Origin of the sequence: Serratia odorifera, assembly GCF_041448735.1 — a bacterium.
In the GTDB taxonomy this organism is placed as follows: domain Bacteria; phylum Pseudomonadota; class Gammaproteobacteria; order Enterobacterales; family Enterobacteriaceae; genus Serratia_F; species Serratia_F odorifera.
On the sequence record NZ_JBGMUT010000005.1, the window covers coordinates 68584 to 80611 of the forward strand.

The window sequence follows — 12028 nt, forward strand, 5'->3', positions numbered from 1 at the left end:
GTGAGGCGAAGTGATGCGATTGTCCCGAGGAGTGTGGCTCTGCCTGGCGCTACTGTTTAGCCAGGGCGTGTCGGCGCAGCCGGGCGGCATGCTGGCGGGCAACCTGTCCAGCGTCGGCTCAGATACGCTGGCCAATCTGATGGCGCTGTGGGGGCAGGATTTCAGTCAACACTATCCCAACGTTAATCTGCAGATACAGGCGGCCGGGTCTTCGACCGCGCCGACGGCGTTGGCTGCCGGGGCCGCGCAACTGGGGCCGATGAGTCGGCCGATGAAGGCAGCCGAGCTGGCAGCCTTCGAACATCGTTACGGCTACGCGCCACTGGCGGTGCCGGTAGCGGTGGATGCGCTGGTGGTCTTGGTGCATCAGGACAACCCGCTACGCGGCCTTAACCTGCGCCAACTCGATCAGATTTTCTCCGCTACCCGTCGCTGTGGTGAAGCTCAGCCGTTGCAACGCTGGGGTCAGCTTGGCCTGAGCGGTGATTGGGCACAGCGCAGCATGCAGCGCTTTGGTCGCAACTCTGCGTCCGGCACTTACGGTTACTTCAAGCTGCGCGCCCTGTGCGGCGGCGATTTTATGGCGCGGGTGAATGAATTGCCCGGCTCCGCATCGGTGGTGCAGGCGGTGGCCGGATCGCTTAACAGCGTGGGGTATGCCAGTATTGGTTTCCGTGCCAGTGGCGTGCGTTTGCTGCCTTTGGCCACCCGCGGCGAGGATTACATTGCGCCGACCGAAGACAACGTGCGCAACGGCAGTTATCCGCTGGCCCGTTATCTCTATATTTACATCAATAAAGCACCTAACCAGCCGCTGGAACCGCTCACCGCCGCGTTTCTCGATCGGGTATTGTCCGAGCAGGGGCAAAACCTGGTGAACCATGACGGCTACCTGCCGTTACCGCCAACCACGTTGCATAAAACGCGTAGCCTGCTGGGGCTGGAATAAGCCTCGATCCGCCGGCGACGATCGTTACGGCGGCGGGCCAGCAATAAACGACGATTCCTCTGCCAATCTCCGATGCGACAAATCAAAGTGAATTTTCTTCAATGCCGATGAAAATTTTTCCGTTGCCGTTCTACTTGGTACGTGACAGGATTAATTCGGAAGTTTAGACGTCTGGATGTCTGTTTGTAACCCGGCGTAATAATTCAATCTGTAAATCATTAAAGCGAGCGGTTGTAAGCGCTTGTCTGTCACTGGGAGTCAAAATCATGTGCGAATGTCACCACGCTTTTCACGCCGACGTCGTCGGTAGCCTGTTGCGCCCTGCGGCGCTAAAAACCGCGCGCCAGCAGTATCAGCGTGGCGAAATCGATGCCGCCGCGCTGCGTACGGTGGAAGACGAGCAGATTCGTCTGGCAGTTGATGCACAGCGGGCACTTGGTTTGGCGGTGGTTACCGACGGTGAGTTTCGCCGGGCATGGTGGCATTTTGATTTTCTGGAAGGTCTGAACGGCGTAGAAGGCTACGATGCCAACCAGGGCATCCAGTTCAACGGAGTGCAAACCAAAGCGCGCAGTATCAAAGTGGTGGGTAAACTGGGCTTTAACCCACAGCACCCGATGTTGGCAGATTTTCGTTATTTGCAGACGATTGCCGGTGACGCAGTACCGAAGATGACCATTCCCAGCCCGAGCGTGCTGCATTTTCGCGGCGGCCGTCAGGCGATCGACAGCCAGGTCTACCCGCAGCTGGATGCGTATTTTGCCGATTTGGCGCAAACCTATCGTGACGCCATCGCGGCATTTTATGCAGCCGGCTGCCGTTATTTGCAGTTGGATGACACGGTGTGGGCGTATTTATGCTCCGAGGATCAACGGCGCCAGATCCGCGAACGTGGCGAAGATCCGGATCAATTGGCGCGGATTTATGCCGATGTGCTGAATGCGGCGATCGCCGACAAGCCGCAGGATCTGACCATTGGTCTGCACGTGTGTCGTGGCAACTTCCGCTCAACCTGGATTTCAGAGGGCGGTTACGAGCCGGTGGCGGAGATCCTGTTCGGCCAGGTGAATATCGATGCCTTCTTCCTGGAATATGACAATCAACGTTCCGGCGGGTTCGAACCGCTACGCTTTATCAAGCCGGGCCGCCAGCAGGTGGTATTGGGGCTTATCACTACCAAAAACGGTGAACTGGAGAACCCTGAGCAGGTGAAGCAACGGCTGGAGGAGGCCGCGCAGTTTGTCGACCGCCGTCAACTGTGCCTCAGCACACAATGCGGCTTTGCCTCGACGGAAGAGGGCAATAGTCTGAGCGAACAGCAGCAGTGGGACAAGCTGCGTAGCGTGGTTAACATTGCCGGGCAGGTTTGGTAAGCGCGGAAAGATGCGTTAACGCCGCGCGAAAAACCGTCATTAAATGGCATTTGCGCGCGGCGAGACGGTATTTGTTTCACGTTTTGTGAGTTGGTTGATTAAAAATGATACAAATCATGTAGGGCATATTTCCATATGACCGACATGATCGACTGGCGGTGAAAGATTGTCTGGTCAATAGCTCTGCTTTTTATCGTACGTATTGCCTTTTGGCGCTATAAACGATTTACTTACCCTCCGTTGTTGGATGAATCCTCCATTTTATAACTTCTAAAACTCGCCAAACATCAACAGTGGTTACTTCTGCATTAAGGATGAAACGCCGGGAGTTGTGCGTTTTTCGACCTTGTTGCGCTGTGATGTCATGGCATGCCGACAACCGGATGGGGGCGCTACGCCGCCATGCTAGCGAACTTTTTTTTCATTTGAACAGGCAACACGACATCGTATGAGTCATCGTTTAACGTCAAGAGATATTCTGGCATTGGGGTTTATGACCTTTGCCTTATTCGTCGGCGCCGGGAATATCATTTTCCCGCCGATGGTAGGTTTGCAGTCTGGTGAACACGTCTGGACCGCGGCACTCGGCTTCCTGATTACCGCCGTGGGCCTACCGGTGATGACGGTGATCGCGTTGGCGCGGGTTGGCGGCGGTATTGACGCCCTCAGCTCGCCAATCGGTCGCAAAGCCGGTTTACTGTTGGCCACCGTCTGCTATCTGGCCGTCGGCCCGCTATTCGCCATTCCGCGTACCGCAACCGTTTCTTTCGAAGTGGGCATCGCACCGTTGACCGGTGACGGCGCTACGCCGCTGTTTATCTATAGCGTGGTCTATTTTGCGCTGGTGGTGGCCATCTCTCTCTATCCGGGGCGACTGCTTGATACCGTGGGCCATATTCTGGCGCCGCTGAAGATCGTCGCACTGGGCGCGCTGGGCGTTGCTGCACTGCTGTGGCCGGCAGGCTCGCCGGTTCCCGCTATCGACATCTATCAAAACGTGCCGTTCTCCTCGGGCTTCGTCAATGGCTATCTGACCATGGATACCCTGGGTGCGATGGTCTTCGGTATCGTGATAGTCAACGCCGCGCGTTCGCGTGGGGTGAAGGACGCCGGACTGCTTACCCGTTACACTATTTTCGCCGGTCTGATCGCCGGTATCGGCCTGACGCTGGTTTACCTGAGCCTGTTCAAACTGGGCTCCGGCAGTGGGGTGCTGGTACCTGACGCCACCAACGGCGCGGTGATCCTGCACGCTTACGTGCAAAATACCTTCGGTAGTCTGGGCAGTTTCTTCCTGGCGGCGCTGATTTTCATTGCCTGTATGGTTACCGCGGTGGGCCTGACCTGCGCCTGTGCGGAATTCTTTGCGCAATATCTGCCGTTTTCCTACAAGACGCTGGTGTTCATTTTGGGTCTGTTCTCGATGCTGGTGTCCAACCTCGGTTTGAGCCATCTGATCCAGATTTCCATTCCGGTGCTGACGGCCATCTATCCGCCGTGCATTGTACTGGTGGTGTTGAGCTTCACGCTGCGGATGTGGCACAGTGCACCGCGTATTGTCGCGCCGGTGATGCTCATCAGCCTGTTGTTTGGTATCCTTGACGCCGTGAAGGCATCCAGCTTCCAGCACCTGCTGCCGGCGTGGAGCACGCATCTGCCGCTGGCCGAACAGGGACTGGCCTGGTTGCCGCCGTCGATGTTGATGCTGGTCTTGGCCGCCATTTACGATCGGGTATGTACGCGCGCTGAAGTTACCGTGCATCAATAACCGAGCGGTCAGAATTTTGGGCCACGGACTTGTCCGTGGCTTTTTTGCGTATAAGAAGACAGGTCTTTAAATGCAACAGGAAACACCCTCTACCCCACCGGCCAATAAGCTCAAGCGTGGCCTCAGTACGCGTCACATTCGTTTTATGGCGCTCGGCTCGGCGATTGGCACCGGGCTGTTTTACGGCTCGGCGGACGCTATCCGCATGGCTGGCCCCAGCGTACTGCTGGCGTATCTGATCGGCGGTATTGTCGCGTTCATCATCATGCGCGCGCTGGGCGAGATGTCGGTCAACAATCCGCAGGCCAGTTCGTTTTCGCGCTATGCGCAGGATTATCTTGGCCCGATGGCCGGTTATATCACCGGCTGGACCTACTGTTTTGAAATTCTGATTGTCGCCATTGCCGACGTTACCGCGTTCGGCATTTATATGGGCGTCTGGTTCCCGGAGGTGCAGCACTGGATTTGGGTATTGAGCGTGGTGCTGATCATTGGCGCCATCAACCTGATGAGCGTCAAGGTGTTCGGTGAACTGGAGTTCTGGTTCTCGTTCTTTAAAGTTGCCACCATTATCATCATGATTGCAGCCGGTATCGGCATCATCGTCTGGGGTATCGGCAACGGAGGGCAGGCCACCGGCATCCACAACCTGTGGAGCAATGGCGGCTTCTTCAGCAACGGCTTTATCGGCATGATCCTGTCGCTGCAACTGGTGATGTTTGCCTATGGCGGCATTGAAATTATCGGTATTACCGCCGGGGAAGCCAAGGATCCGAAGAAGTCGATCCCGAAAGCCATCAACTCGGTACCGTGGCGTATTCTGGTGTTCTACGTCGGTACGCTGTTCGTGATCATGTCGATTTACCCGTGGAACCAGGTGGGAACCAACGGCAGCCCGTTCGTGCTGACCTTCCAGCACATGGGGATCACCGTGGCTGCCGGCATCCTCAATTTTGTGGTGATCACCGCCTCGCTGTCGGCGATTAACAGCGATGTGTTTGGCGTGGGCCGCATGCTGCACGGCATGGCCGAACAGGGCCATGCGCCGAAAATGTTCAGCAAGGTGTCCAAACGCGGCATTCCGTGGGTCACGGTGGTGGTGATGATGGCGGCGCTGCTGATTGCGGTCTATCTCAACTACATCATGCCGGAAAGCGTATTCCTGGTAATTGCATCGCTGGCCACCTTTGCCACCGTCTGGGTCTGGATCATGATCCTGTGTTCGCAGATCGCTTTTCGTCGCAGTTTGAGCAAAGAGCAGGTCAAGAAGCTGGAGTTTCCGCTGCGTGGTGGGGTGTTCACCGCGGTGATCGCCATCGTGTTCCTGGTGTTCATCATTGGTCTGATCGGCTACTTCCCAACCACCCGCGTGTCGCTGTACGCCGGCCTGGTGTGGGTGGCGTTGCTATTGGCTGGCTACTACTTCAAGGTCAACCGCCAGAAAAAGCGCGCGCAGTTGGCGCAGGACTAACTCTCAAACACCGGCCTTGTGCCGGTGTTTTTTTAGCGCTGCCGTTCTGCCTCGTCGTCACTGCCAGAGATGTGTGCTTCGGTCGCCAGTGCGCCATCATACAGGCTGCTTTCTTCTTCGTCGTCGCGCGCACAGCGCGACAACGCTTCGCGGATATCCTGCATATTGCTGCTTAACGCGCTCAGCGCCGGCTGCAAGGCGCTGCTCATACGGGCTTCGTCCAGCCTGGCGCTGTGCAGACAGCCGACAAACAGCAGGGTTGACAGCATGATCAATAAACGGTGTTTAAGGCGTTTCAGCATTGGCGTATCTCCTGCAATGGGCTTGCCTGCCCGCATTAACGCCGTTTTAATCGTAGATGGGAAGAGGTGGGAGATATTTACTGGCAATCAGAGCAGAATAATTACCAGTGGAAATTATTTCGTCAGTTGAGGTCAGGAAACGTCGCTGCCTGTATGCCGTGGATTCAGCATGCTGCGCATATCGTTGCCGGTCGGCGTTTGGTGAATGCGCAGATCAAACTCACCGATCACCGCCAGAATATGGTCAAAGATATCCGCCTGAATACTTTCGTATTTTGCCCAGACCGTGGTGTTGGTAAACGCGTAAATCTCCAGTGGCAAACCTTCCGGGGTCGGTGCCAGTTGGCGAACCATCAGCGTCATTTCCTGGTGAATATCCGGATGGGCGCGTAAATAGGCTTCCAGATAGGCGCGCAGCGTGCCGAGGTTGGTCAAGCGGCGGCCGTTAAGCGGCGAGCTGAGATCCCACTGTTTTTGCCGATTGTATTCATTCAGTTCCTGCGCCTTGCCGTTCAGGTACTGTAGCAGCAGCGGGTTGCGGTTAAGCCGTTGCTGCTCCTGTTCAGACAGGAAATGTACGCTGGTGGTGTCGATATTAATGCTGCGCTTGATGCGGCGCCCGCCGGACTCAGACATCGAGCGCCAGTTTTTGAACGAATCCGAAATCAGTGCGTAGGTGGGGATGGTGGTGATGGTATTGTCCCAGTTGCGCACTTTCACCGTGGTCAGACCGATGTCGATGACCGCGCCGTCGGCGCCGTATTTAGGCATCTCCAGCCAGTCACCGATCTTCAGCATATCGTTGGCAGACAGTTGAATGCCCGCCACCAGACCGAGGATCGGATCCTTGAACACCAACATCAGTACGGCGGTCATCGCACCCAGGCCGCTTAACAGTAACAGCGGCGATTTGCCCATCAGCAGTGACACAATCGCGATGCCGATCAGGATAGCCGCAACCAGTTTGATCCCTTGGAAAATCCCGCGCAACGGCAGTTGATTGGCAACTGGGCTCTGGCGCAGCATCGCCAGCAGGGTATCGAGCAGCGAAAACAGCGTCAGCAGCACAAAAGCCAGTATCCATACCTGGGCGGCGGTAACGATGAACGCCTGCGTCTGGCTACCGTTATGCAGCCACAAAATAGCCTGCAGGTTGATGATCACCCCTTGCAGCAACAGCGCCGCACGCTGAAACAGTTTGTGCTGCGTTAGCGCCTGTTGCCAGACTCGCTGCGACTGCTGGCCGCGGCGTTGAATGGCCGCCAGCACCACCCGGTGCAGCACCAGATGAATAACTACCGAGATCAGGACGATCAGCCCCAGTACCATAACCAATGACATTACATCGGTGAACTCGATGCCAAATTTCCCCAGCCATTGGGCAATCCGCTGTTGCATTCCCGCTCCTTAAAACATGTCCGAAAAAAATCCAATACACTTATAAGACGTTAGCCTAAGGGCCATCAGAACCAATGTGTAGCTGTTTACCTTTTTTTACATTGGGTTAGGTTAACACAACTCGGGCTCCACCCCCCGGCTCCACCCTGATTTTAGGCTGAAAAGAGGAGGGGGAATTGCACTCAACGTGGCATTGTTCGCGCCAGTGGACAATGTCGTCGATTTCGTTTGGTACAGTAGGAGAACAGTATGCTTGACGCCTGGCATCAACCGGTTCCACCTTTTGTGGTCAAAAAGGGACAACGCCTGGATATTACCCTGTGGTTACAGGGTGACGATCTGCCTAAACAGGTGTTTCTGCGGGCCGAACCTGACAATGAAGAATGGCTGCTGGAGATGAAAGCGCGTGCGGTGGATGGCCGGCAGCGCTATCAGGCCAGCCTGCCGCTGAACGAGGGGGAGGCGACGCGCCGTTATTGCTTCAAATTGCTGTGGCAGGATCGCCAGCGGTGGTTTGGACCACTTGGCTGGTCGCTGATGCCGATCGGTCAGTTGACGCAATTCGCGCTGGAGGAACCGGACAGCGGCGCAGGCTGGGTGGCCGATCAGCTGTTTTATCAGATTTTCCCCGATCGGTTTGCCAGCAGCGGCGCCGCGTATAACCTGCAGAGCGGCAGTTATTACCATCATGCGGCGGGTACCGAGGTCATTCGCCGTGACTGGCAGCATCCGCTAGAAGCACAGCATGATGCGTCAACCTTTTACGGCGGCGATCTGGACGGTATCGTTCAGCGGTTGCCCTACCTGAAACGCCTGGGGGTTACCGCGCTGTACCTTAACCCGATTTTCAAGGCGCCGAGTGTGCACAAGTACGACACCGAAGACTATTATCAGGTTGATCCCCATTTCGGCGGCAATGCCGCGTTTCGCCGCCTGCGAGTAAGCACTCACAAGGTGGGAATGAAACTGCTCCTGGATGGGGTGTTTAATCACACCGGCGACTCGCATCCGTGGTTCGATCGCCATCAGCAAACGGAGCAGGGAGCCTGCCATCACCCTGACTCTCCCTACCGTAACTGGTTTAACTTTTACCCGGACGGTACCGCGTTGACCTGGAAAGGTAACGCCAGTCTGCCGAAGCTGAACTATGCCGAACCTGCGGTGGCACGCGCAATTTATGGCGATGAAGACAGCGTGGTACGCCATTGGCTGAAACCGCCGTACCGCATTGACGGCTGGCGTTTGGACGTGGTGCACATGCTGGGGGAAAACGGCGGTGCCTGCGGTAATCTGCAGCACCTGGCTGGCATCCATCGGGCCGCTCGCGAGGTGAACCCTCATGCCTACATCATGGGCGAGCATTTTGGTGACGCTCGCCGCTGGCTGCATGCCGGGGTGGAAGATGCGGCGATGAACTACATGGGCTTTGCGTTACCACTGCGCGGATTTCTCGCGGGTCTGGACGTCGCATTGCAGCCACTGAAGCTGGACGCGGCTGAAACCGCCCACTGGATGGATAGCTACCGTGCCGGCCTGCCGCATAATCGCCAGTTGATTATGTTTAACCAGCTAGACAGTCACGATACGCCGCGTTTCCTGACCCTGTTGGGCGGTAATCTGCCACGTATGCAGATGGCGGCGGTCTGGCTGATGAGCTGGATAGGGGTGCCTTGCCTGTATTACGGCGACGAAATTGGTTTGGACGGTGATAATGACCCATTCTGCCGTAAACCGTTCCCGTGGGATGAGAGCCAGTGGAACTACGCACTGCTGAATCTGTTCCAGCGGATGGCGGCATTGCGTAAAAAGAGCAAGGCGCTGCGTCGTGGAGGTTGTCAGGTGCTGTTCGCGCACGGCGAAACGCTGGTGTTTGTACGTACTTACCAGCATGAACGGGTATTGGTGGCGCTGCAGCGCGACGCCAGCAACCATGAAATAGCGCTGCCCTACAGTCCGCTGTTGCCGCCGGGAGATTGGCAGCGGCAGGAAGGACTGGGGGATATGCAGTCTTGCGACGACGGCGTGGTGCTGCGATTGGCTGAGCAGTCGGTGACGCTGTGGACCTTATAGCATCAGGCGCTGCGTCAGGGGCCGTTTGACCGGCCCCATCATGGTGCTCAGTAGCCTACGGCGGAGCCGGCCGGGCGGCGAACGTCGTTGGCACCGTACAGGTAGCCTTCGCGTACTTTGCCTGACACCGCCGAGTCGTTGCCGGAGTTGGCCGGCGTCACGCCCGCAGCTCCCGGCAAGCCTACCAGAATCAGCTCGGCGGCGCCCCACGGCGTTTGTTCCACCATTTTATAGCCCATGTCGTGCAAGATGTTCAGCGTATCGGCCGATACGCCGCGCTGTTCGTAATACACTTCGTCTGGCAGCCACTGGTGGTGAATGCGCGCGGCGTCGACTGCTTCTTGTGGCGCCATGCCGTGGTCTATCACGTTCAACGCGGTTTGTAGCGTGATAGTGATGATGCGCGAACCGCCCGGCGAGCCGAGAACCATAAATATTTTATTGTCCTTGGTCACCAGCGTCGGGCTCATTGACGATAGTGGGCGCTTACCGGGGGCGATGGAGTTGGCGGTGCCCTGTACCAGGCCGTACAGGTTTTTCTCGCCGACCTTAACGGTGAAGTCGTCCATTTCATCGTTCAGGAAGAAACCGGTGCCCGGCGCGATCACCACTGCACCAAAGCGGCCATTGACGGTATAGGTGGTGGACACCGCGTTGCCCTGATGATCGACAATCGAGTAATGGGTAGTTTCCGGTTTTTCATGCGGTTCCATGCCTGGCTGCACGTTTTCAGACGGCGTTGCCTTGCCGGCGACGATTTTCTTGCGGATCTGTTCGGCGTAACTTTTGCTGACCAGCCGGTCGATAGGATTCTTGATAAATTCCGGATCGCCGAGATAGGTGTTGCGATCCATATAGGCATGACGCATGGCTTCGGTCATGGTATGGATCGCGGCGGCTGAATTGAAGCCCATGCTTTTCAGATCGTAGCCTTCCAGCACGTTCAGCGTCTCACACAGCGTCACCCCGCCAGAGCTGGGCGGCGGTGATGAAACGAACTTATAGCCGCGGTAGCTGCAAACGATCGGCGGCGTTTCGGTCACTTTATAGTTGGCAAAATCGGCAGCGGTCAAAATACCGCCACCCTGTTTTGCCGCTGCCTCAACCGCCTGCGGAATTTTACCGTGGTAGAACGCATCCGGCCCGTTTTTGGCAATGGCCTCCAGCGTATTGGCCAGATCGCTTTGCACCAGACGATCGCCCGGTTGCAGCGCAGATCCGTCCTTGCGCAGGAAAATCCTGGCCGCCTCCGCATCCTGCTTGAAGCGGGCTACGGTGGTATCAAGAATATCGGTATCGGCGCGGGTCAGTACGAAGCCCTCGCGCGCCAGTTTGATTGCTGGCGCCATCACCTGTTCACGGCTCAGCTTGCCGTATTTTTTACGGGCGGTTTCCATCCCGAGTACCGTGCCCGGCACGCCGGCCGCCAGGTAGCCATACAGGCTGGCGTCTTTCCTGACCTTGCCGTCGGCGTCCAGATACATGTTGGCGCTGGCCGCCGCCGGGGCGGTTTCACGGAAGTTGATAAAGGTGTCGCTGCCGTCGGCTAAATGAATGGTCATAAAACCGCCGCCGCCGATATTGCCGCAGCAGGGGTTGACCACCGCCTGAGCGTAGCCGACCGCGACGGCCGCATCCACGGCGTTACCGCCCATCTTGAGAATATCCACGCCAATCTGCGAGGCGAGATGCTGTGATGTGACCACCATACCATTCCGGGCTTCTACCGCCGGGTTTGACGCGGCGTACAGGCTGCCGCTGACCAGCAGCGCCGCCACGGTCAGGGGCTTACTCCATTTTTGCAAACGCATAGTTCTTCCTACCCTGTCAGTTTTTATTGTGATGCCCCCGTCATGGTGCGGGGGTACTGTGATGCTCTGCAAACAGCAGGCCAGCGATTACAGCGTAGCGCTACAGTCGCGTCCGTGCTGAAAATAGAGGGTGGAATGTGAGCGGAAACAAGGAATTATTAGGTTGGCAGGCCCGAAAAAAGGGCAGCGTGCACGATAAAAGGGCAAAAAAAAACCGGCCAGCGAGGCTGACCGGTTGTCTGCTTGGCTGTGGAAATTACAGCTTGGCAGCGTTTTCAGACAGGTATTTGGCCACGCCGTCTGGGGATGCGCCCATACCCGCTTTGCCTTTTTCCCACTGAGCCGGGCACACTTCGCCGTGCTCTTCGTGGAATTGCAGCGCGTCAACGGTACGGATCATTTCGTCGATGTTACGGCCGATTGGCAGGTCGTTAACGACCTGTGCACGCACGATGCCGTCTTTGTCGATCAGGAAAGAGCCGCGCAGCGCAACGCCGGCTTCTGGGTGCTCGATGCCGTAAGCTTTTTGGATTTCACGCTTCACGTCAGCAACCATTGCGTATTTCACTTCGCCGATGCCGCCTTTGTCGACAGGGGTTTTACGCCATGCGTTGTGGACGAATTCTGAATCGAAGGAAACGCCAACAACTTCAACGCCACGCTTCTGGAATTCTTCATAACGGTGATCGAAAGCGATCAGTTCGGAAGGACAGACGAAGGTGAAGTCCATCGGCCAGAAGAACAGTACGGCAGGCTTGCCGTTCAGGTGCTTCTTCAGGTTGAAGTTTTCAACGATTTCGCCATTGCCGAGTACGGCAGCAGCAGTGAAGTCAGGGGCTTGACGAGTTACCAGGACCATGATTACTCCTGTAATAGTTGTTAAGGG

The 12028-nt window shown here is 56.7% G+C and carries 9 protein-coding genes; 5 read left to right on the top strand and 4 right to left on the bottom strand.

The features are described 5' to 3' along the window. The first annotated feature begins 13 nt into the window (after positions 1–13). The 4 genes from ACCC84_RS14500 to proY all read left to right on the top strand — a co-directional run bounded on the left by ACCC84_RS14500 (position 14) and on the right by proY (position 5561). Positions 14–949 (top strand): PstS family phosphate ABC transporter substrate-binding protein, encoded by a 936-nt coding sequence (locus ACCC84_RS14500; protein ID WP_004954720.1) that lies wholly within the window; start codon positions 14–16, stop codon positions 947–949. A 266-nt stretch (positions 950–1215) separates the two neighbouring features. After that, positions 1216–2322: a cobalamin-independent methionine synthase II family protein gene (locus ACCC84_RS14505; protein ID WP_004954716.1), complete on the top strand. Its 1107-nt coding sequence runs from the start codon at positions 1216–1218 to the stop codon at positions 2320–2322. Positions 2323–2770: 448 nt separating this feature from the next. Next, entirely contained in the window at positions 2771–4090 is a 1320-nt protein-coding gene (gene brnQ, locus ACCC84_RS14510) for a branched-chain amino acid transport system II carrier protein (protein ID WP_039991061.1), read from the top strand. 70 nt (positions 4091–4160) lie between these two features. After that, positions 4161–5561, top strand: coding sequence for a proline-specific permease ProY (proY, locus tag ACCC84_RS14515; RefSeq protein WP_039991060.1), 1401 nt, complete (start codon positions 4161–4163; stop codon positions 5559–5561). Between the two features lie 32 nt (positions 5562–5593). On the opposite strand, the gene ACCC84_RS14520 is transcribed toward proY, so the two are convergent. Together ACCC84_RS14520 and ACCC84_RS14525 are read right to left on the bottom strand one after the other, a co-directional pair. Continuing rightward, positions 5594–5863 carry a hypothetical protein gene (locus tag ACCC84_RS14520; protein ID WP_371902018.1) on the bottom strand — a complete coding sequence of 90 codons (270 nt, stop codon included), beginning with the start codon at positions 5861–5863 and terminating at the stop codon, positions 5594–5596. A gap of 132 nt (positions 5864–5995) precedes the next feature. Then, a complete protein-coding gene (locus ACCC84_RS14525) occupies positions 5996–7261 on the bottom strand; it encodes a mechanosensitive ion channel family protein (protein ID WP_371902019.1) in 1266 nt (421 codons plus the stop codon). Positions 7262–7510: 249 nt separating this feature from the next. On the opposite strand from ACCC84_RS14525, the gene malZ reads away from it, so the two are divergent. After that, the gene (gene malZ, locus ACCC84_RS14530) at positions 7511–9331 is read left to right on the top strand and encodes a maltodextrin glucosidase (RefSeq protein WP_371902020.1); all 1821 of its coding nucleotides are present in this window, start codon (positions 7511–7513) and stop codon (positions 9329–9331) included. Positions 9332–9378: 47 nt separating this feature from the next. On the opposite strand, the gene ggt is transcribed toward malZ, so the two are convergent. Then, complete coding sequence (gene ggt / locus ACCC84_RS14535) at positions 9379–11142, bottom strand: gamma-glutamyltransferase (protein ID WP_004954702.1); 1764 nt, start codon at positions 11140–11142, stop codon at positions 9379–9381. Between the two features lie 256 nt (positions 11143–11398). Then, complete coding sequence (locus ACCC84_RS14540; RefSeq protein WP_198773369.1) at positions 11399–12001, bottom strand: peroxiredoxin C; 603 nt, start codon at positions 11999–12001, stop codon at positions 11399–11401. Between the last annotated feature and the right edge of the window lie 27 nt (positions 12002–12028).